16 protein-coding genes are annotated in these 21,078 nt (G+C 62.0%); 10 read left to right on the top strand and 6 right to left on the bottom strand.

The window, feature by feature from the left end; translation table 11 throughout:
• Positions 1-192 precede the first annotated feature (192 nt).
• Genes JOD78_RS27945 through JOD78_RS08865 form a run of 4 tightly spaced genes read right to left on the bottom strand, consistent with a single transcriptional unit; the run spans position 193 to position 5,183 of the window.
• Positions 193-915 (bottom strand): hypothetical protein, encoded by a 723-nt coding sequence (locus JOD78_RS27945; RefSeq protein WP_245202078.1) that lies wholly within the window; start codon positions 913-915, stop codon positions 193-195.
• A 13-nt stretch (positions 916-928) separates the two neighbouring features.
• Entirely contained in the window at positions 929-1,612 is a 684-nt protein-coding gene (locus JOD78_RS08855; protein ID WP_209568262.1) for a hypothetical protein, read from the bottom strand.
• The gene (locus tag JOD78_RS08860) at positions 1,609-2,655 is read right to left on the bottom strand and encodes a hypothetical protein (RefSeq protein ID WP_209568260.1); all 1,047 of its coding nucleotides are present in this window, start codon (positions 2,653-2,655) and stop codon (positions 1,609-1,611) included. Before JOD78_RS08860 ends, JOD78_RS08855 begins: the two co-directional genes overlap by 4 nt.
• Before the next feature lie 20 nt (positions 2,656-2,675).
• Complete coding sequence (locus JOD78_RS08865) at positions 2,676-5,183, bottom strand: contractile injection system protein, VgrG/Pvc8 family (protein ID WP_245202079.1); 2,508 nt, start codon at positions 5,181-5,183, stop codon at positions 2,676-2,678.
• 360 nt (positions 5,184-5,543) lie between these two features.
• Here JOD78_RS08865 and putA point away from each other — a divergent pair, with 360 nt between their 5' ends.
• From putA to JOD78_RS08895, 6 genes are all read left to right on the top strand, one after another.
• On the top strand, positions 5,544-9,242 hold the full coding sequence (gene putA, locus JOD78_RS08870; RefSeq protein ID WP_121042365.1) for a trifunctional transcriptional regulator/proline dehydrogenase/L-glutamate gamma-semialdehyde dehydrogenase: 3,699 nt from the start codon (positions 5,544-5,546) through the stop codon (positions 9,240-9,242).
• Positions 9,243-9,440: 198 nt separating this feature from the next.
• On the top strand, positions 9,441-9,977 hold the full coding sequence (gene hslV / locus JOD78_RS08875; protein ID WP_006464149.1) for an ATP-dependent protease subunit HslV: 537 nt from the start codon (positions 9,441-9,443) through the stop codon (positions 9,975-9,977).
• A 64-nt stretch (positions 9,978-10,041) separates the two neighbouring features.
• Positions 10,042-11,385, top strand: a complete 1,344-nt coding sequence (hslU, locus tag JOD78_RS08880; RefSeq protein ID WP_121043060.1) for an ATP-dependent protease ATPase subunit HslU — start codon at positions 10,042-10,044, stop codon at positions 11,383-11,385.
• 41 nt (positions 11,386-11,426) lie between these two features.
• Positions 11,427-11,639 carry a hypothetical protein gene (locus JOD78_RS08885; protein ID WP_121042369.1) on the top strand — a complete coding sequence of 71 codons (213 nt, stop codon included), beginning with the start codon at positions 11,427-11,429 and terminating at the stop codon, positions 11,637-11,639.
• 422 nt (positions 11,640-12,061) lie between these two features.
• A complete protein-coding gene (locus tag JOD78_RS08890) occupies positions 12,062-13,246 on the top strand; it encodes a porin (RefSeq protein ID WP_034331865.1) in 1,185 nt (394 codons plus the stop codon).
• A 570-nt stretch (positions 13,247-13,816) separates the two neighbouring features.
• Positions 13,817-15,352, top strand: a complete 1,536-nt coding sequence (locus JOD78_RS08895; protein WP_209568258.1) for an SEL1-like repeat protein — start codon at positions 13,817-13,819, stop codon at positions 15,350-15,352.
• 48 nt (positions 15,353-15,400) lie between these two features.
• Here JOD78_RS08895 and gspG read toward each other — a convergent pair whose 3' ends face one another.
• Positions 15,401-15,856, bottom strand: a complete 456-nt coding sequence (gspG, locus tag JOD78_RS08900; RefSeq protein ID WP_034331869.1) for a type II secretion system major pseudopilin GspG — start codon at positions 15,854-15,856, stop codon at positions 15,401-15,403.
• Between the two features lie 104 nt (positions 15,857-15,960).
• Positions 15,961-16,293, bottom strand: a complete 333-nt coding sequence (gene cyaY, locus JOD78_RS08905) for an iron donor protein CyaY (protein WP_204726229.1) — start codon at positions 16,291-16,293, stop codon at positions 15,961-15,963.
• A 49-nt stretch (positions 16,294-16,342) separates the two neighbouring features.
• On the opposite strand from cyaY, the gene JOD78_RS08910 reads away from it, so the two are divergent.
• The 4 genes from JOD78_RS08910 (at position 16,343) to JOD78_RS08925 (ending at position 20,975) form a co-directional block, all read left to right on the top strand.
• The gene (locus JOD78_RS08910) at positions 16,343-16,579 is read left to right on the top strand and encodes a lipoprotein (protein WP_121042375.1); all 237 of its coding nucleotides are present in this window, start codon (positions 16,343-16,345) and stop codon (positions 16,577-16,579) included.
• A gap of 112 nt (positions 16,580-16,691) precedes the next feature.
• Positions 16,692-17,984 carry a diaminopimelate decarboxylase gene (gene lysA / locus JOD78_RS08915; protein ID WP_121042377.1) on the top strand — a complete coding sequence of 431 codons (1,293 nt, stop codon included), beginning with the start codon at positions 16,692-16,694 and terminating at the stop codon, positions 17,982-17,984.
• Between the two features lie 326 nt (positions 17,985-18,310).
• A complete protein-coding gene (locus JOD78_RS08920; RefSeq protein WP_204726227.1) occupies positions 18,311-19,258 on the top strand; it encodes a phage tail protein in 948 nt (315 codons plus the stop codon).
• Positions 19,259-19,517: 259 nt separating this feature from the next.
• Entirely contained in the window at positions 19,518-20,975 is a 1,458-nt protein-coding gene (locus JOD78_RS08925; protein ID WP_121042380.1) for a sodium:solute symporter family protein, read from the top strand.
• Positions 20,976-21,078: the final 103 nt, after the last annotated feature.

Raw genomic sequence — 21,078 nt, forward strand, 5'->3', positions numbered from 1 at the left:
AGCAGATGCTGGATGATCCGCGGGTGAAGGCGGCTTATCTGGGTGAGGGTTGAGTCGATCGTTTAATTCGTAAATGATATAAATCATTTGTGATGGATCGAAGAAAAAAGCGCAGCCGAGGCTGCGTTTTTTTTCGTATAAATCTGGTGCTTCGTTTGGATGGGATCACGTATATACAATGATGTGCAATCGCTATCGACCGAACTCGATACTCTTCAGCGCTCGCATGAAGTCCCGATAATGCAGTTCGTTCGGTTCCCTGGGATTACGGTCCCGGGCAAGGCAGGTGGCGAACTCCAGGCTGTTTTTCTGATTGCCGATCAGGGCGATGAAACATCGTTGTGGCTTCTTGGGAGCAGCCTCGCCCATCTCTTTGCGCGTCGGCTCCGTGCGCCGCGTCCAGAGATAGCCGGTCCAGTCCTTGCCGCGAAGTTTCTCCCGCTTGATCTCATCTGGCCTGGTTGCCCAGAGAAAATCCACACCGTACTCGTTGAGCTGTATCGCATCGTCCCCCTGATCCAAGTCGCCAGTCCGCGCAGGGACGGCGATCCAGTCCGAGATGCCTGAAGCGAGGTAGTCCTGCGTGGATTGTCCCGAGAGAAATCCTTCTGTATTTGCCAGCATTCCGGGGCCGGGAAAGTCTTCTGGATAATGGCCCATCTGAAGTACCTTGGCACCAGGATAGTGTGCAAGCGCAGTGCATGTGATGATGGGTGAGCTGCTAGGTGGACGCATCGAAAAATGGCAGGTTTCCTTGATCCTGCGTTGCTTGAATTTAAAAAGAGTAGCTGCGTTAGCGGCGGCCGCATGGACGTGACAGCTTGACGCGAGACACAGCATCAGAAACGAAATCAGTATCTTCACCGATGAGGGTTTTTCGAGGAATCCGGGAGACAGGTTTGGTTCTGTGTTCATGGAAGGGAAAGTCTCATTGACTATCGAAAGTGATGCTGTAGATCATCTTCATGAAGTCGCCCACATCGAACTCTGCTGGGTCGGATTTTTTTCCGTTACGCGGCAAGCAGATGAGATCCGAGTACAGCGTCACGGTCGTATTCCCGATAATCAGGAGAAAGCATTCCTTGTCGATTGCATCGTAGGGACAATCCCGTACAAGGTCGCTCTTTTTCAGTCTGGATGATCTTCGCCAAAGGTAGCCTCGCCAGTTGTTGGCCGCGATCTTTTCTACCTGAACCTGTCTCATGCTCTTTGCGCACAGGTCCTTCACTAATTGTTCGGTGAGATACAGTTCGTCGCCAGGGATTGATTCGCCGGTATCGTCATTTCTCTTGAGTTTTCCTTTTGCGCCGGATCCAACGAGCTTTTCTAAAGAATGATTGGGGATTCCCAAAGTAATCTGGCGAGCAAAGTCGTTATGCTCAAACTGATTCACGAAGTAGCTGATGCTCATCGCCCGGTAGGCATCGGTCAATTGCCGATCCCCACTGCAATTAACCCCGTCAATCGTATCGGCCAGAGTGAGTGCGAACCCGCAGCGATTCTGCATTTCCACATCCAGATAGATAGTTTCCTGGTAGATCGCTGCTGTGTCAGCGGAGAACGATATTGCTGCAAGCAGGGAGATTTTCGAGGCCGTTATAATCCAGCTCATTCTTTGTCCCTTCGCTGGGCTTGGATCTTCGTATTTTTCGTTTGTTTATAGTCTCCGAGTAGCTGCTCAAGATATGACAAATAGGCGAACCGTATTGCTAAATGCGTGTTGCCACCGTTCACAGCCTTTGTCACAAGCACACAACTCTCTTTTGAGAAGCCATTGTCCGCATGACGATTGATGTTGATCTTGATGTAGGACTTTGATACCCAATACTTCAACGCTGAATCAATCGTGTTATACGAGACGACAGCAATCAAGTCATTATGTTTTTCAGTCGTAAAGTCTATGCCGCGGTACTGCCCGTACTCGCTGTAGTTGGCTCGACCTGTTAGTTGAATCAACCCGCGCCCTTTAAATCGGTTTCCGTCGCCTGGTTGTGTATTGCCTAATTCCTTCGCCTTTTCTTTTACGACTTCGGGTCGATGCTTTTTATAGGCTTCGAGTTCGTACAGCGTCTTGGTTCCTTTGATATACACGAAGTGCAGCTTCCAAGCGGTACTGGATTTGTTGAGATAGTCTTGCTCGCATTCCTCTGGGGTAATGATTTCGTACATCGTTCTAAAATATCGCTCATTTCCTTTCTCGATGGCGGAAAAGAACAGCTCTGTCTCTTGCAGAACGTGACTAAAAAAATATGATGTACGTGTCGGTGACGCTGCTAGCAGATACTTTCGGGAAAGTAGATTCCAGTTTTTGTGGATATCTGCAGGCATCGTTCCCTTGTCCTTGATGGTGCCAGCAGTAAGCCTGGTCAGTGCTTCGTCCCAAGCCAGACCATAAGTAATATTGTCGACTTTTATCGCTCGTGGAATTATTTGCACCATTTCATCAAGGCACATCCATCCATTTCTTCTAAAGCTAAGTAAAAACTCACGCGGATTGAACCGCCACTTCGCCATCAATACCTCTTTGTGATCGATGCAAAGCGCCCTCGCATGTTTTTTGAATTGCTCAAATCCCTCGGCATTCAATCGCGCCGGCACACCATTCTCACTGCGTGTCAGCCATGGCCGCCGCACCCTCACCGATGTCGGTGTCATGGCGAATTACGACGCAACCATCATCGGTCCAAGCTGCCCGCCTGCGCCTGCACATCGATGTCGCGCTGTGCGGCAATCATCTGCAAGCCGATTCCCTTCTCACCTGCAGCAGTGGCCCCGGCCAGCACACCGATGGCCTGCTGCGTACGCACCCGCAAATGCTGCCCGCTGACGTGCTGCGCATCCTGGCCGGCAATGAGGCTCACGCTCCCGCCGTTGGCCATCTGCAGATGCTGGCCCGCCACCACGCCCAGCCCTTCCTTCGCAGCGACCTGGATCAGCGGCGTGCTGCTGGCAGGCAGCTCCTCCTGGGCGATCTCGGCTTGCGCGGCGATGGCCTTGTTAAGCGCTTCAAGCCCTTCGGCCATGCCTGCGGCGCGATGCGTGCGCGCCGCTTCATCGAAGGTCTTGCGTGTCTGTGCAGCCTGTCGCACCATGGCCCGCTGCCCCATGTTGTCCCCGGCCGGATCGCGATGGCTTGCGTGATGTGCCACCCGGTAGCTGGAGAACAGGAGGCCGCGCCCCGCACGCATCACGCCGTAGGCATCGGTGCGCAATTCCACGCCCGTGCCCCGGAAGCTGCCGCGATAGTTGTCGGCACTGTGTATCAGGTGCCCAAGATTGAGCTCGCTACCGGCCTGGGTGCTCTTGAGCTGGATGCGGCCACGGCCGTCGCTGTCATCGAAGAGCAGCTGGTTGTACCCCCAGCCACCGAACTCCTTGGAGCGGATGCCCCATTGCGCCGCAGGATTGCGGTGCCCGTCCAGATCCGCGCTGGCGCCATGCCAGGTCGGTGCGTTTCCCCCGGCCAGATTGCCCTGGCCGCCGATGGCGGTATCGCTGGCCCATTGAAACACCTGCGTGTTTGCAGAAAACTTCACCTCGCCTCCCGGCGTCGGTGCGACACCTCCCTCCCCACGGCCGTTGTAGAGGGTCCCCAGCACAATCGGTCGCTCCAGGTCGTTTTCAATGAACTGGACGAGCACTTCCTGCCCGATGCGCGGCAAGAACTGCATCCCCATGCCCGGTCCGGCACAGCGCTGGCCCACACGGACCCAGCAGGTGGCCCCCGCATCGCCATGCCGTCCCTGCCAGTGGAAACGGATGCGGATGCGCCCCAGATGGTCGCAGCAGATTTCGTCGGGACCGTTGGGTGTGGTCTGGCCCTGATGGCCGACCACGATGGCGCTCTGGCTGCCCTGCGCCCATGCGTGCGGCAGGCGCTCCAGGCCGGTGCCATCGGCCAGCACGGGCCGCCAGACAATGTCAGCACGTATCGCCTCGAAAAGGTTGGCATGGCCAGTGCGGCGTGCCAGATCGATCAGGCTGCGGTCCGGCGCCTGTATCTCGTCCACGGTGGCGGCCTTGAGGCAGGCATGGAGGGCGTCTTCCAGCAAGACCGGCAGGGGACCAAACAGCTCGGCCAGCGCCGCTTGCGTATCGGCGGGCAGGTTGTTGACGCCCACGCTGAGCACCGCCAGCACGGCATATTCCTGCTCCTTGCCCGCCAGCGGCCCTTGCCGCAGGGTAAAGCGTGACCCGGCCCGCAAGCTGCGCACCGTGCTGCCTCCACGCCAGTGCTTGTTGCGGGCCTCCGCGGCTTCCATCATCAGGCGTGCATGGCGGTCTGCAGCGTCGTTGTCATCGGTGATCGGACCTGCGCTGTCATAGCTTTCCAGCCTGGGGGCAGTCTGGCCCCCGAAGTCGTGATGCGTGGGAATGCGCGCGGCGATGGCCTGTTTGTTCTGGTAGTCATAGGACAGCAGCGTGTAGCTGGCCGCCTGCAGGCTGCGGCATGCCGCCAGGGCCTGGATGCCGTCCTGCTGCTCCTGCTCGCGGGCCGCCTGGAAGCGGATGCCATCATGGGCCGCACTGGTGGGATCTTCCGGAAAAGCGCTGCGCGCGGCGCTGTCGGCAAAGATCACCAGCCGATGTCTCTGCGGGCTGGCATCATGTTCTTCGATGCGCCAGGAGAGCCCTTCGCCAGCGAGCAGCCGGCTGATGAAGTCCAGATGCGTCTGCCGGTACTGCACGGTGTAGCTGCGCGGCGGCAGGTGGTGCAGGCAGGCCAGCGCATCGCTGCTCCAGTGCCAATCCGCATGGGGTGCACACTCGCGGAAGACTTCATCGACGACCTCGATGAGACGCTTGTCCTGCCACACGCGGCTGGTAGCGGCTTGCGACAGCAGCCAGGGCCAGGGGGCCATGCGCAGGCGATAGCGACAGAATCCACCATCGCCGCCCAGCCTGGCCACTTCGTGGATGAGACCGCTGCTGCGACGCAGGCCGCCCTCGGCAAGACGTGTTTCCAGCGTGGCGCGGCAGCCCAGCAGGGAACCGGCCGCCACCTCCGTATCCAGGCGTACGACGATCAGCTCGGTGGCGCCCACCGCATGCAGGGCCTCTGCCGCCGCCCAGGCTTCGACCAGGAAGCGGTCCTCGGGCTGGCCAGCGATCTCCAGACGATAGAGGCGCGTTGCCGCCGAGAAGGGGAGCAGACGAGAGAGCAACTGACTGGCGTGATCCATGACAAGCCCCAGGACAATGACGGGCCGTCATTCTTGTTCGGCAACTTCGTACTTCCAGAGAATCCAAGAAAATCCCGGGCAAAGCTCGAAAGGCACCGAAGAATGTTTCGAATAAATTGGGAATTGCCTCGCCAGGAGAGCAATGGCCCGGGCTCAGGCCAGCTCCGACCGTCCATCGCCCCGGAAGCCGCGACAGTACTGCGAAAGGCGCGATGCTGGCGCAGTTTTGGAAAATTAAAAATCGTATAAATGAAATAGTCCGAATTAAATATTGGACGGGTGCATGAAATACAGAATTAATATTGGCATCAAGCACATAGAATCCGGTTGCCCATTTCCATCCCACTTCGACTCCAGACCATGACCACCGTCGCCTCCGCCGCCCCTGCGGCCTCCGCTTCCAGCCTGCCCTTTGGCACATTCCAGGCCGAGTTGCTGCCGGCCCCCAGCCCGCTGCGTGCGGCCATCACTGCCGCCTATCGTCGCGACGAGCGCGAGGCCGTGCAATGGCTGCTGCAGCAGGTGCAGGGCCAGCAGCCCTGGAAGGACGCCACTCAGCAACTGGCCAAGAAGCTGGTGCAGCAGGTGCGCGAGAAGCGCACCCGGTCCTCCGGCGTGGATGCGCTGATGCATGAATTCTCGCTGTCCTCCGAAGAAGGCGTGGCGCTGATGTGCCTGGCCGAAGCGCTGCTGCGCATCCCCGACCGCCAGACCGCCGACCGCCTCATCGCCGACAAGATCAGCAAGGGCGACTGGCGCAAGCACCTGGGCGAGTCGCCGTCGCTGTTCGTCAATGCCGCCACCTGGGGCTTGCTCATCACCGGCAAGCTGGTCTCCAGCAGCAGCGAAAGCGGCCTCACGCAAGCCATCACGCGCTTGATCGGCAAGGGCGGCGAGCCGCTCATCCGCAAGGGCGTGGACCTGGCCATGCGCATGCTGGGCAACCAGTTCGTGACCGGCCAGACCATCGAAGAAGCGCTGGACAACAGCCGCGACAACGAAAAGCGCGGCTATCGCTATTCCTACGACATGCTGGGCGAAGCCGCCCTGACCATGCACGACGCCGATGCCTACTACCAGTCCTACGAGACCGCCATCCACGCCATCGGCCGCGCCTCCAACGGTCGCGGCATCAAGGATGGCCCGGGTATCTCGGTCAAGCTCTCGGCCCTGCATCCGCGCTACTCGCGCGCCCAGCATGCACGCGTCATGGGTGAACTGCTGCCGCGCCTGAAGCAGTTGCTGCTGCTGGCCAAGCAATACGACATTGGCCTGAACATCGACGCCGAAGAAGCCGACCGCCTCGAACTGTCGCTGGACATGATGGAAGCACTGGTGGCCGACCCCGACCTGGCCGGCTTCGACGGCCTGGGCTTCGTGGTGCAGGGCTACCAGAAGCGCTGCCCCTTCGTCATCGACTACCTGGTCGACCTGGCCCGCCGCAACGGCCGCCGCCTGATGATCCGCCTGGTCAAGGGTGCCTACTGGGACAGCGAAATCAAGCGCGCCCAGGTCGATGGCCTGGAGGGCTATCCGGTCTATACCCGCAAGGTGCATACCGACCTGTCCTACCTCACCTGCGCGCAAAAGCTGCTGGCCGCCACCGACGTCATCTATCCGCAATTCGCCACGCACAATGCCCACACGCTGGCGGCGATCTATCACTGGGCCAAGCAGCTCCAGGTCGACAACTACGAATTCCAGTGCCTGCACGGCATGGGCGAGACCCTGTACGATCAGGTCGTCGGTGCCGAGAACCTGGGCAAGGCCTGCCGCATCTATGCCCCGGTCGGTTCGCACCAGACCCTGCTGGCCTACCTGGTGCGCCGCCTGCTGGAAAACGGTGCCAATTCCTCCTTCGTCAACCAGATCGTCGACGAGGCCGTGCCGCTGGACCGTCTGGTGGCCGATCCCATCGAGACCGTGCGCGCCCAGGGCGGCGTGCCGCATCCGGCCATCGCCTTGCCGCAGCAGCTGTATGGCCAGGAGCGCAAGAATTCTTCGGGTATCGATCTCTCCAATGAATCGCGCCTGCAGCAACTGGGTGAGTTGTTCGTTTCCATGGCCCAGCGCCAGTGGCAGGCCGCACCGCTGATCGCGGGCGAGTTGGCTGCGCAGCCCGCACAGGCGGTGCGCAATCCGGCCGACCATCGTGAGATCGTGGGCCAGGTCAGCGAAGCCACCGTGGCCGATGTCGATACGGCGCTGACCGCCGCCACCGCCTACGCGCCGCAATGGCAATCGACCCCGGCCGCCGAGCGCGCCGCCATGCTCGAACGCGCGGCCGACCTGCTGGAAGAACATATCGCCGAACTGATGGCACTGGCCGTGCGCGAAGCCGGCAAGTCGCTGCCCAATGCGATTGCGGAGGTGCGTGAAGCGGTCGACTTCCTGCGCTACTACGCCATCGCCTCGCGCCACGACGGCAACGTGCTGGCCTGGGGCCCGGTGGTGTGCATCAGCCCGTGGAATTTCCCGCTGGCGATCTTCATCGGCGAGGTCAGCGCTGCGCTGGCCGCCGGCAACGTGGTGCTGGCCAAGCCAGCCGAGCAGACTGCGCTCATCGCCCATCGCGCCGTGCAACTGCTGCATGAGGCCGGTGTGCCGCGCGCGGCCCTGCAGCTGCTGCCGGGCCGGGGTGAGACCGTGGGTGCCGCACTGACCTCGGATGTGCGCGTCAAGGGCGTGATCTTCACCGGTTCCACCGAAGTGGCGCAGCTCATCAACCGCACCCTGGCCCAGCGCAAGCACGATGATGGCGACGGCAGCGGCGAACATGGCGATGTCCCGCTGATCGCCGAGACCGGCGGCCAGAATGCGCTCATCGTCGATTCCTCGGCGCTGGCCGAACAAGTCGTGCAGGACGTGCTGTCCTCCGCCTTCGACAGTGCCGGCCAGCGTTGTTCGGCTCTGCGCATCCTGTGCCTGCAGGAAGACATCGCCGACCGTACTCTGGAAATGCTCAAGGGCGCCATGGCCGAACTGCGCGTGGGCCGTCCGGACCGCCTCTCCACCGACATCGGCCCGGTCATCGATGCCGAGGCGCAGCAGAACCTGCTGGCCCACATCGAGCGCATGCGCAAAAGCGCGCGCGCCGTGCACCAGCTGCCGCTGGGCGAGGACTGCCGGCACGGCACCTTCGTGGCGCCGACCGTGATCGAGATCGACGACCTGGCGCAACTGCAGCGCGAAGTCTTCGGCCCCGTGCTGCACGTGCTGCGCTATCGCCGCGATGCGCTGCCACAGCTGATCGACGCCATCAACGCCACCGGCTATGGCCTGACCCTGGGCGTGCATTCGCGCATCGACGAGACCATCGATTTCGTGGCCCAGCGCGCGCACGTGGGCAACATCTACGTCAACCGCAACATCGTGGGCGCAGTGGTGGGGGTGCAGCCCTTCGGTGGCGAAGGCAAGTCCGGCACCGGTCCCAAGGCCGGTGGTCCGCTCTACCTCAAACGCCTGCAGCGCCATGCGCAACTGCACGAGGAACTGACCCGCGCGCAACCGGCGCAAGTGCCCAACACCTTGCTGGACAGCCTGCTGGATTGGGCCCGCACCCATGGCCACGAGCGCCTGGCCGCCAGCGGTGAGCGCTATCACCGCGACAGCCTGCTGCAGCGCAGCCTGCTGCTGCCCGGCCCCACCGGCGAGCGCAATACCCTGGGCTTCGCCCCGCGCGGCTTGGTGCTGTGCGTGGCCGCCAGCGTCGGTACATTGCTGAATCAACTGGCGGCGGCCTTTGCGACCGGCAATACGGTGGTGGTCGATGAGGCCAGCGCGGCGATGCTGCCGGCCGGCTTGCCGGCGCCGGTGCGTGCGGCCATCCGCCGTGCCAGCCAGCTGGAGGCCGAAGCGCTGCAGGCCGCTCTGGTGGACAGCCACCAGGCTGCCGCATGGCGCGTGCGCCTGGCCGAGCGCGAAGGTGCGCTGGTGCCGTTGATCCTGTGCAGCGAAGACGGTGCCATTCCCTTGTGGCGCTTGCTGGCTGAGCGCGCGCTGTGCGTCAACACCACGGCCGCCGGCGGCAATGCCAGCCTGATGACGATTTCGGTGTAATCGCTCCCGCTGCCTCAGACGGGCACCCCGGCCTTGTGGTCAGGGTGCCCGTTTTTCTTGGGGCGTACAATATTGCCCTCGATGGCGGCCCACCCGATGGCATGACTTGCAATCCGGCTGGCCAGCCCCATCTCGACAGGAATGCGGAACCGGTACGTCCCTCCGCTGCTCCCCGGCACATATTGAACAGAGGCAAGCATGGAACAATTTCACGGCACCACCATCCTTTCCGTCCGTCGCGGCAACCAGGTCGCGCTTGGCGGTGACGGCCAGGTGACGCTTGGCAACATCGTCATGAAGGGCAGTGCGCGCAAGGTGCGCAAGCTCTACCACGGCAAGGTCCTGGTCGGTTTCGCCGGCGGCACGGCTGACGCTTTCACCCTGCTCGACTTGTTCGAAGCCAAGCTGGAAAAGCACCAGGGCAACCTGATGCGCGCCTCGGTCGAGCTGGCCAAGGACTGGCGCACCGATCGCATGCTGCGCCGTCTCGAGGCCATGCTGCTGTGCGCGGATCGCGACACCACCCTGGTCATCACCGGCAATGGCGATGTGCTCGAACCCAATGACGGCATCGGTGCCATCGGTTCCGGCGGCAGCTATGCCCAATCGGCCGCCAAGGCCTTGTATGAGAACACCGAGCTGACCCCGGCCGAGATCGTCAAGAAGTCGCTGACCATCGCCGGCGAGCTGTGCATCTACACCAACCTGAACCACATCATCGAGACGCTGGACTAAGCCGCGCAGCGCGCATTTCCTGCCTGTTTCTCCGATGAATCGTCACAGCGAAAAGATCACCACCATGAATATGACTCCCAAGGAAATCGTCTCCGAACTCGACAAGCACGTGGTCGGCCAGGCCCGCGCCAAGCGCGCGGTGGCCATCGCGCTGCGCAACCGCTGGCGTCGCCAGCAGATCGAGGAACCGCTGCGCCACGAGATCACGCCCAAGAACATCCTCATGATCGGCCCCACCGGCGTGGGCAAGACCGAGATTGCGCGCCGCCTGGCCAAGCTGGCCGATGCACCCTTCATCAAGATTGAAGCCACCAAGTTCACCGAAGTCGGCTATGTGGGCCGCGACGTGGACACCATCATCCGCGACCTGGTCGACATCGGCATCAAGCAGACGCGCGAGCTGGAAACGCGCAAGGTGCGCACCCGCGCCGAGGATGCGGCCGAGGATCGCATCCTGGACGTGCTGCTGCCCCCGGCCCGCGATTTCGGTTTTACGCCCGATGGCAATGCCAGCCCCGAGAAGGATGACAAGAACACGACCCGCCAGACCTTCCGCAAGCGTCTGCGTGAAGGTGCGCTGGATGATCGCGAGATCGAACTGGAATTGAATGATGCCGCCCCCTCGATGGAAATCATGGCACCCCCGGGCATGGAAGAAATGACCGAGCAGATCAAGTCCATGTTCTCGGGCCTGGGCAATCAGCGCAAGAAGGCGCGCAAGATCAAGATCAAGGAAGCCATGAAGCTGCTGATCGAGGAAGAAGCCGCCAAGCTGGTCAATGAGGAAGAACTCAAGCAGAAGGCCATCGCCAATGTCGAGCAGAACGGCATCGTCTTCCTGGATGAGATCGACAAGATCGCCACCCGCTCGCAGAACGGCAATGCCGATGTCTCGCGCGCAGGTGTGCAGCGCGACCTGCTGCCGCTGGTGGAGGGCACCACCGTCAACACCAAGTACGGCATGATCAAGACCGATCACATTCTCTTCATCGCGTCGGGCGCGTTCCATCTCTCCAAGCCTTCCGATCTGATTCCGGAATTGCAGGGACGCTTCCCGATTCGCGTGGAGCTGGATTCGCTGTCGATTGCCGATTTCGAGCGCATCCTGACCGGCACCGATGCCTGCCTGACCAAGCAGTACGAAGCGCTGCTGGCCACCGAAGGCGTGAAGATCGAATTCGCCGACAGCGGCATCAAGCGACTGGCCGAGATCTCGCATACGGTCAATGAGAAGACCGAGAACATCGGTGCGCGCCGTCTCTATACCGTGATGGAAAAACTGCTGGAAGAGATTTCCTTCACGGCGGGTGAGGCTGGTGTGGATGGGCTGCTCATCGATGCCGGGTATGTCAACGAGCGGCTGGGCGAGCTGGCCGTGGATGAGGACATGTCGCGCTACGTGCTGTAACGCGATGCTGTCATGATGCCCGCCGAGGCAAGGAGAATGCGATGGCCAACAAGACGTTGGGAACGCGGCAGAAACTGAGTTTTCGCATCGAGCCATCACAATCCAAGCCACGCAATCCGGTGGCGCTGGCTGCCCAGCAGCGCGCCGGAGGTGCCGGTGCACATCGCAAGAATGCATCGGCGCAGCGTCAGCAATTGAAGTCGGAGCTGTTGAAGAAGCTGGCCGGTGAACCCAAGGAAGATAAGCAGGAGTGAGTGCAATGCATGGCTGTACAGTGATGGAACGCGATATTGCATCCAACCAGTCGCATTCGCCAGAAATGTACGAAAATGTACGGAAATGCGCAGCGAGTGACAACAAGCCTCGCCGGCCTGCTGGACAAGAGCCCATTGTCTGTTGCCAGCAAGATGTATCAAAATGTTAGAAATGACGAAAAGCGCCGGTAGGGATACCGGCGCTTTTTCCTTGATGCAGGCCGATAGCGGGACAGTCCTGCCGCAGCACATCCGAAAGCGGCGATAAAAAAATACAACAATTGCCTTTTCAATCTTTGGCTCCCGTCTAAAAAATGACTTCTATCGACCAAGGTGCAGTCATGGGCGACGAGAAGCATTAATGTTTGCCCATCCGACTGCAAGTGCGGATCCTCAAGACTATTTTTAGAGAAGGACGTCACATGAAAAAATCTCTGCTGGCACTCGCCGTTCTGGGCGCGTTCGCAGGCGCAGCCAATGCGCAAAGCTCCGTCACGATCTACGGTATCGTCGATACCGGTGTTGTCTACCAAAGCAAGGTTGCTACTGCCTCCGGCGGTACTGGCACCAAGTTTGGCCTGAACTCGGGCATCATCCAGGGTTCGCGTATCGGCTTCAAGGGTGTTGAAGATCTGGGCGGCGGTCTGTCGGCTGTGTTCCAACTGGAAACCGGCTTCTCCAACGATACCGGCGGCCTGCAAGGCTCCGACGCCACCACTGGTTCCAACCTGTTCCGCCGCAAGTCGGTGGTTGGTCTGACCGGTAACTTCGGTAGCGTGCTGGTCGGTCGTCAAACCGACTTCGCCGACACCATCTCGGCTTACACCGCCGTGCAAGACTTCGGTGGCTGGGTCAACAACTCCGGCTCCGGTCTGGATCGCCTGCAAGGCACCCGCACCAACAACTCGATCAGCTACACCACCAACAGCCTGAACGGCTTCACCGGTAACCTGATGTACGGCTTCGGTGAAACCGCTGGTCAAACTTCCGCTGGCCAGTCCTTCGGCATCGGCGGCAAGTACGACAACGGTCCTCTGGGTCTGGGTATCAACTACTACCAGTCCAAGGCTGGTTCGACCCCGTCTGACGTCTCGCTGATCCCGTCGAGCTCGACCACCACCAACGTCAACACCCTGACTGCCAACTCCGGCAGCACCGCACAGAAGGTCCTGAACGTGGCAGCGTCCTACCAGTTCGGTCCGGCACGTGTGTACGGTAACTGGTCGCGCGTCAAGCAAGACCTGAACACCCAGGCCAACCTGACCTCCGTGGGCGTCGGTTCGCTGACCTCGCTGACCAATCGTACGCTGGCCCGTTCCAACAAGGCTGACATCTACGAAATCGGTACCGCTTACTCCCTGAGCCCGTCGCTCAAGCTGCTGGCGGCTGTGGACCACACCCGTGCCAACTTCGACGGCGTGTCCAACAAGACCAAGCTGACCCAAGTCAGCCTGGGCACCGACTACTGGCTGTCCAAGCGCACCGACCTGTACGCCTTCCTGGCTTACACCAAGGCTAGCGACATGGTCAACCCGGGCGTCTCCGACAGCACCGGCACCGATGGCAACCAAGGCGCCGTCGCCGTGGGTATCCGTCACAAGTTCTAATGTGAGTTGACCTGCGTCGTCTTCCCGGCGGCGCAGTGTGATGCACAAGTGAGCAAAAGAAGCGCCGCATGAGGTTCATGCGGCGCTTTTTTCATGCTTCTTCTGATCGCGATTTTTATTAGTTTTGGCAATAGTCCATTTCGTTCTTCGCAGGAATGCAGCTGATTTCGCGCATGGCTCGTCGGGCACTCGGATTTGGTGCAACGCTGCCCCCGAGCTTGCACAGGAAAGCTCATTTTTGGCATTGCAAAAAGCTCGCTTTCTGTTTGTCAAATCCTGACAAAAGCCTTACTGGTGGCCGATCTTGATGTCTGTAAAGAAAGCGTAATAAGCTCTCGGCCTTGCGCACTTTTTTGCAGCGCACTGCTCTAATAGCAGCACCATTTCGATGCGCATGGAGGTGGAACACTTCCATGGATCGCGTATCGCACCGCCCCACAACGGACTGGCGGATTGCATTCAAAACCTTAGTTTTTTGATGCACACCGGACTGACGCAGCTTGCTGCGCCAGCGGGGATTTTTTCGTCCGCGATTTCGTGATTGCGGATTTGCTGAGAAAGGAAAAGAACATGGCAACGAGAGAAGAGCTGGCCGTCATCAAGGCCGCCCGTGCCGGCGAATCACGCGCGCAGCTGGCGCTGGGCCGACGCTACCTCGACGGCGGCAGCGGTCTGCCGCGCAGCAAGGGCACCGCCTTCTACTGGCTGCGCCGCGCCGCGCAACAGGGTGTGGACGATGCGTGGATGATCATCGGCCGCAACATCACCTACGATCAGGTCAAGGAATTATCTTCGCCGCAGGAAGCGGCCATCTGGTACGAGAAGGCGTTTGAAGCGGGCGTGCCGCAGGCCGGCGTGATCTTTGCGCGCCTGGTACTGGAACACACCGAACAGTTCGACAGCAATGCTCACGCGCGCGCCATCGCCGCGCTGTCCTTGCTGGCCAGCCGCGATGACCATGAGGCGCAATGGCTGCTGGCGCAGCAGATGCAGCGCCATGGCCAGCCGATGGTGCCCGGCCTGCCGGCTTCGGCAGTCGAAGAACGACTGGTGCGCGAAGCAGCACGTGCCGGCATCGAACAGGCGCAATACGCGCTGCTGGACAAGGCTTGGCAGCAAGGCCAGGGTGCGGCCTTCGCGCGCGGCGCGGCGGTGCTGGTCAAGCGCCTGATCGAGCGCAACAGCCAGGCGGTGGCGCAACTGGACAAGGAAGGCGATGCTACCGGTCTGGTGCAGCTCAATGCCGAGGAAGCCACGCTGCTGCTGCGCTATGGCCAGTGGCAGGCACGTGCGGCCGCGCCCGAGTTGCCGCAACTGATGCGCTTGTTTGAACTGGCAGCGCTGGCCGGAGAGGTCGAGGCGCGTCTGGAACTGGGACTGCTGTGCGCCAAGATCGACCGCGCCGGCAATCGCGTCTTCATGGAGCAGGGCCTGGCCAATTTCAAGAAGGCCTTGCACTGGCTGGTGCTGGCGGGAGAGGGCGGTTCGGCCCAGGCCTGGCATGCGCTGGCGCGCATCTATTCGCGCTCGATCTATTCGCAGCGCAATCTGCAGGTCGCCCAGCAATATCTGGAAAAGGCGGCCGAGTCCGGTCTGGTGGAAGCGCAGAGCGAGCTGGCGCAGATTTTCTGGCGCAATCGCCGCGATGATCCCATGCATGACGTCAAGGCCCTGTACTGGTGGCAGCAGGCGGCCGCCCAGGGCGAGGCCGGCGCAGCCGACGCGCTGCAGCCGTTCATGGCCGTGGAAGAGGCGCAGTCATGGGCGGTGCAGGCGCGCGCCCAGCTCAGCGACAAGCTGCGCAACAGCAATCCCTTCCTGAGTGCGCGCATCGAACTGGCGGCCACCTTTGGCCTGACCAAGCCGGAAGCCTTGCTCATCGATATCAAGCAGGCCGATTATGGCCACTGTCTGGTGGTCGACATCTGCGCTCATCACGCGCGCAGCAAGCGCCGCCTGATCGCGGTGCAGACCGAAGCCCAGCGCGCCGCCATCAACCGCGTGAGCCGCCTGTTCGGTGACGTCGACTGTGGATTCAGCGGTCCGGAAGGCAACTATCGCCAGCGCCAGTACCGGCTGCGCACGGCCTTCCCGGATATCGCCTGAGATAGCGACAGGCTTGATCAGGCGATAGTTGCCGCCTGATCGGTCTCCTCAATGCTGGCGGATGACCTGTTCGCCGTCGGCACCGCCGTCCGGGCCGGCCTGGCCGAAGGAATAGAGTTCGTAACTGGTGCCGTCGTCATCGGCACCGTACTGATAGGAATTGCCCCAGGGGTCGCGCGGCAGGCGATCCACGTAGCCGCCGATGGGCCAGTTGCCCGGCACGGGTGCCCGGGTCGGCTTGATCACCAGAGCCAGCAGGCCCTGGGCGGCGCTGGGATAGCGGCCATTGTCCTGGCGATAGCGTTCCAGCCCGGCGGCGATGGCTTGCATGTCCTTCTCGGCGGCCAGTGCTTGCGGGCTGTGGTCGTGGTTGAAGCGCGTCACCAGCGGTGGCAGCAGCAGGGCGGCCGCCACGGCCAATACGGTCAGCGCCAGGATCCAGCGCAGGCGCGCCAGGCCGCGCTGCAGGAACAGGAAGGCAGGATGTCGGAGAGATCGACGCATGAATGCTGCAGTCTTATTGTTGTGGACGGTGCAAGCCGGCAGGGCGCAGGTTCAGGCGCACCGCCGCTGGGGCGGCAGGACGCGCAGGCCGGCGCCGCGCTGGCTCAGGGCTTGATGGTGACGGGAACGCCCGCCTGGCTGCTGACCACTTCCGACAGCGTAGCGTAAAGCTCGGTGCCATCGCGGGTGTTGATCCAGTGGCTGCCGTCGAACTTGTAGTGGAAGCCGCCGGAACGCGCGGCCAGCCACATTTCCTGCATGGGGGCCTGGCTGTTGATGATGATCTTGGAGCCATTGTCCACGCACTCGATTTCCAGCACGTTGCCGCTGCGGCTGCATTCCACATCCAGGTCGCTGGCGTCGCAGGCGTCTTCCAGGGCCGTCTCGATGGCGTTGAGGGTGGCGTCAGCCAGGTCCAGGAATTCCGATTCGGTCATGCTACACTCCAAGTCATTCTAAGATTTCGATGTAATCCGTCATTTTATCGTGAAGTCACCCCATTCTCCCGTCCGTTGTGCAGCTTCCCTGGCGCTGTGCGCCGCCGTCCTGATGCTGGCCGGCTGTGGCCAGAAAGGCCCGCTGTACATGCCCAAGGTGCCGCCTGATCCCTTCGTGCGCACCCAGCCCGCCGCGCCGGCAGCGGCTCAGGACAAGGCAGGCACCCAGGAGGGCGAGGCCAAAGCCTCCGGCGACACCCCCGCCGCGGACGCTCCCAAACGATGATGCCTGGCTGAAACATCGCGCTGTACTGTGGCCGGTCCCCCGGTAATGAGGGCGGGGACTGCGCCGGATGATTCCACCGATTGCCTTTTTCCGCTGACTTTTCCGGATTCCCATGTCCCACTTTTCCTATCGCAACGGCGCGCTGCACGCCGAAGACGTCTCCCTGCAAGCCTTGGCCGATCAGTTCGGCACCCCGCTCTACGTTTATTCCAAGTCGGCGCTGGTGCAGAATTTCTCGGCCTATGCCGATGCCTGCCGCGCGGCCGGCCGTGCCGAGGGCGGCAAGGGTGGCGCACTGGTGTGCTACTCGGTCAAGTCCAATTCCAACCTGGCGGTGCTGAACCTGCTGGGCAAGCTGGGCTCGGGCTTCGACATCGTCTCCGGTGGCGAGCTGCTGCGCGTGGTGGCCGCCGGCGGCGATGCGCGCAAGGTGATCTTCTCGGGCGTGGGCAAGGGCCGCGACGAGATGAAGCTGGCGCTGGAACATGACATCCTCTGCTTCAACGTGGAATCCATCCCCGAAGTGGCGCGCCTGAATGAAGTGGCCGGTGCGCTCGGCAAGCGCGCCCGCATCTCGCTGCGCGTCAATCCCAACGTGGATGCCAAGACCCATCCCTACATTTCTACCGGCCTGAAGGAAAACAAGTTCGGCGTGGCCTATGAAGATGCGCTGAACTGCTATCGCGCCGCCGCTGCCCTGCCCAACATCGACGTGGTCGGCATCGACTGCCACATCGGCTCGCAGCTGCTGGACGACTCGCCGCTGCTGGAAGCACTGGAAAAGATCATCGACATGGTCGATGCGCTGGAAGCCGAAGGCATCGCGATTCACCACCTCGACATCGGCGGGGGCATCGGCATCCGCTACGATGACGAGCAACCGGTGGCCATCGGCGACTACCTGGCGCGCGTGTTCGCTCGCGTCGACGCCTGGCGCGCCAAGAAGTACGACGGCCGCCCGATCCAGGTCATGTTCGAGCCGGGCCGCTCGGTGGTCGGCAATGCCGGCCTGTTGCTGACCGAGGTGCAATACCTCAAGCATGGTGAAGAAAAGAACTTCGCCGTGGTTGATGCTGCCATGAACGATCTGATGCGTCCGGCCATGTACGAAGCCTGGCATGGCGTGCAGACCGTGAAGGAAAACGCCGGCCAGCCCCGCATCTACGACGTGGTCGGTCCGGTGTGTGAATCCGGCGACTGGCTGGCCCGCTCGCGCGAACTGGCCATCCACGAGGGCGACCTGCTGGCCCTGATGTCGGCCGGTGCCTACGGCATGACCATGGCCTCCAACTACAACACCCGTGGCCGTGCGGCGGAAGTCCTGGTCGATGGCAGCCAGGTCCACCTGGTCCGTGCCCGTGAAAATCCGGCCGACCTGTTCGCGTTGGAAAAGATCGTGGACTGACGCGATTTATTGTCGGTCTGCCAAGCGGCAGTCCCGGAAACGGGGCTGCCGTTTCCTTTTGTGCATCATTCCGGGCGCGTTTATTGATAGCCCGGCAAGTCCCGCCTGGCTTGGCTGCAGATATTTTTTGCAGAGCCGCATTTTTGTTTTGCCTTTCAGAAATTTCGGCGCAAAATAGCCATCCGTCCGAAAAACAATCGAAGCATCAGAACATGCCTGGGGGCAGAGCAGCCCGCAACGCGAGACCTGGCAAGCATTCACGGACGTGAGGGAGCACATCAGGGCCACCGGGACGGTGGTCGCTAGCGTAATACAGGGGAATTCCAATGCAAGTTCTGGAACGGTCAGAGGGAGATCGCGACCGTCGCGTCGCCAGCGAGGTCGTGGCGCAGGCCGGCCATGGCGATCCGTCCGGCCAGGTCATACACAGCAGTCAGTCCAGTCACGCCAGCCAGTCGCCGGCACCAGCACGCGTTGCGTCCGTGCAGCCTGACCTGAGCGAAGAGGAACTGGAAGTCCGGGCCTCGCACATCACGGCTGCCGCTGTTGCCGCAGCCGCCGTCACGGCGGCGGTGGCTACCTCAGCCGGCACCGCCAGCCTGCCGTATGAAGACACCGCCACGGCGCCGGCGGCGCAGGAAGAGCCCGCAGCCCAGACCCGCCGTGGTCCGCGTGGTCCGCGCAGCGAACCGGAGCCGCGCGCGTCGACCCGTGGGGCCTTGCTGGTCTCGCTGCTGACACTGGCCATCATCGGCGTCGCTCTGTGGGCGGGGGCGCAATGGCCGCAACGCTCGCTCAAGCCGGTGATGCAGCAATTGCCGCCGCTATCCAAGGCGGCCCCGGTGGACGCCGTGGCGCCGCCTGCCAGCCTGGACCATGCCCAGCCTGCCGCCAGCGATGCTGCCCCCGGCCCCGAAGTGATCGCCCAGCTGCAGCAGGAAGCAGACGACAAGGCCCATCAACTGGCGCAGAAGCGCGCCGCCGCCGAAGCCCGCCACCGCCGCGAGGATGCCGCCCTGGCCCTGCGCGAACAGCGGCGCCGCGAAGCCGAGGCCCAGCTGGCCAACGCCCGCGCCAAGGCGGAGCGCGCCCAGGCCGTGGTGCCGGTGCCGGAAGTGGTGGAAGTGCAGCCCGTGCCGACCCTGGCCGAGCAGGTCAAGCAATGCAGCACCTTGTCCGTCTTTGCGCGCGAGAGCTGCCTGTGGAAGCTGTGCGACGGCAAGTGGGGCAAGAACGGCTGCCCCTCCTACGAGCGCAACAACGAAGGTGCCTGATCCCTCCCTCTCCTGCGCTGCCGCTTCCGGCGGCGCAGGCTGCTTTCCTTCCGCTTCATCTCCCCTGACAAATTCCTGAAGGCCCGCCCCCTGTGAGCGGGAGCATTTCTTGCTTGCCGACAGACCAGTCCGCAGTGAGCGGCCAGCACGGCTGTGGCCCGCTGGCGACAGATGAAAAGTCTTGCCGCAAGCGGCTTTGCGCGAGGAAGTTGCCGCTATAATGCGCGTTTTTCTTACCCCCCCCTGCAAGGAAAAAGGCATGAATGCACTGCTCTGGTTCGTCGTCCTCTACTGGGTCATCTCGGTCGGTATCGGCCTGTATGCCACCCGCTATGTGAAGAGTTCGAAGGACTATGCCGTCGCCGGCCGCTCGCTGCCGATGTCGGTGGTGACCGCGACCGTCTTTGCGACCTGGTTTGGCTCCGAGGCGGTGCTCGGCGTTTCCTCGACCTTCCTCAAGGACGGCCTGGGCGGCATCGTGGCCGATCCCTTCGGCTCGTCGCTGTGCCTGATCCTGGTGGGCGTGTTCTTCGCCAAGAAGCTGTACCGCATGAACCTGCTGACCATCGGCGACTACTACAAGAAGCGCTTCGGCCGTGCCGCCGAAATGCTGGTCACGATCTGCATCGTCATTTCCTACCTGGGCTGGGTGGCGGCGCAGATCAAGGCGCTGGGGCTGGTCTTCAACGTCGTCTCGGGCGGCTACATTCCCATGCACTGGGGCATGATCATCGGTGCCGGCAGCGTGCTCATCTATACCCTGATGGGCGGCATGTGGGCCGTGGCCATCACGGACTTCCTGCAGATGATCATCGTGGTGGTCGGCATGCTTTATATCGGAGTTGAAGTTTCGGGCATGGTCGGCGGTCCGGGAGTCGTGATTGCGCACGCCGCCGAGGCCGGCAAGTTCAACTTCTGGCCGGCCGCTGAACTGAAAGACGTGCTGTGGTTCTTTGCCGCCTGGATCACCATGATGCTGGGCTCGATTCCGCAGCAGGACGTGTTCCAGCGCGTCATGTCCTCCAAGAACGAGAACGTGGCGCGCAACGCCTCGGTGCTGGGTGGCGTGATCTATTTCTTCTTCGTCTTCATCCCCATCTTCCTGGCCTATTCCGCCACGCTGATCGACCCGGCGATGGTCTCGCGCCTGCTGGAAACCGATTCCCAGCTGGTGCTGCCGACCCTCATCATGGAAAAGATGCCGGTGTTCGCCCAAGTCATGTTCTTCGGCGCGCTGCTGTCGGCCATCAAGAGCTGCGCCAGCGCGACCCTGCTGGCACCGTCGGTGACCTTTACCGAGAACGTCCTCAAGGAAATTCGCCCGTGGAAGAGCGACCGTGAATTCCTGTTCTCGATGCGCGCCGTGGTGCTGGTCTTCACGGTGGGCGTGACCACGCTGGCTCTGAACAGCCAGTCCAGCATCTATGAAATGGTCGAGAACGCTTACAAGGTGACCTTGGTGGCCGCCTTCGTGCCGCTGGCCTTCGGCGTCTACTGGCAGCGTGCCACCCGCCAGGGCGCACTGATGGCCATGGTGCTGGGCCTGGTCTCCTGGATCACGCTGGAATACGCCGCCCCCGACGGCCTGTGGCCGCCGCAACTGGCCGGCCTGCTGTTCTCCATCGGCGGCATGGTGGCTGGTTCGCTCCTGCCCCAGGTGCTGGCCCCGGTGCCGCCCATGGTGGCGGTCCCCGCCGAGGGCAGCGTCCAGTCCTGATCCCTCTTGCCTGATTGAAACGGTCGCCCGGCCTTGCCGCGCGGCCGTTTCGTCTTTTTGGGGAAGCCGCCAGAACTGCTGGGCCAGGTGCTGTCAAAGCAAT

The organism is Herbaspirillum sp. 1130, assembly GCF_017833835.1.
GTDB classification, from domain to species: domain Bacteria; phylum Pseudomonadota; class Gammaproteobacteria; order Burkholderiales; family Burkholderiaceae_D; genus Herbaspirillum; species Herbaspirillum huttiense.

Coding starts and splice junctions, on each gene's coding strand:
- JOD78_RS27945 (WP_245202078.1), bottom strand. CDS start 915: ATGAACACAGAACCAAACCTGTCTCCCGGATTCCTCGAAAAACCCTCA.
- JOD78_RS08855 (WP_209568262.1), bottom strand. CDS start 1,612: ATGAGCTGGATTATAACGGCCTCGAAAATCTCCCTGCTTGCAGCAATA.
- JOD78_RS08860 (WP_209568260.1), bottom strand. CDS start 2,655: ATGACACCGACATCGGTGAGGGTGCGGCGGCCATGGCTGACACGCAGT.
- JOD78_RS08865 (WP_245202079.1), bottom strand. CDS start 5,183: ATGGATCACGCCAGTCAGTTGCTCTCTCGTCTGCTCCCCTTCTCGGCG.
- putA (WP_121042365.1), top strand. CDS start 5,544: ATGACCACCGTCGCCTCCGCCGCCCCTGCGGCCTCCGCTTCCAGCCTG.
- hslV (WP_006464149.1), top strand. CDS start 9,441: ATGGAACAATTTCACGGCACCACCATCCTTTCCGTCCGTCGCGGCAAC.
- hslU (WP_121043060.1), top strand. CDS start 10,042: ATGAATATGACTCCCAAGGAAATCGTCTCCGAACTCGACAAGCACGTG.
- JOD78_RS08885 (WP_121042369.1), top strand. CDS start 11,427: ATGGCCAACAAGACGTTGGGAACGCGGCAGAAACTGAGTTTTCGCATC.
- JOD78_RS08890 (WP_034331865.1), top strand. CDS start 12,062: ATGAAAAAATCTCTGCTGGCACTCGCCGTTCTGGGCGCGTTCGCAGGC.
- JOD78_RS08895 (WP_209568258.1), top strand. CDS start 13,817: ATGGCAACGAGAGAAGAGCTGGCCGTCATCAAGGCCGCCCGTGCCGGC.
- gspG (WP_034331869.1), bottom strand. CDS start 15,856: ATGCGTCGATCTCTCCGACATCCTGCCTTCCTGTTCCTGCAGCGCGGC.
- cyaY (WP_204726229.1), bottom strand. CDS start 16,293: ATGACCGAATCGGAATTCCTGGACCTGGCTGACGCCACCCTCAACGCC.
- lysA (WP_121042377.1), top strand. CDS start 16,692: ATGTCCCACTTTTCCTATCGCAACGGCGCGCTGCACGCCGAAGACGTC.
- JOD78_RS08920 (WP_204726227.1), top strand. CDS start 18,311: ATGCAAGTTCTGGAACGGTCAGAGGGAGATCGCGACCGTCGCGTCGCC.
- JOD78_RS08925 (WP_121042380.1), top strand. CDS start 19,518: ATGAATGCACTGCTCTGGTTCGTCGTCCTCTACTGGGTCATCTCGGTC.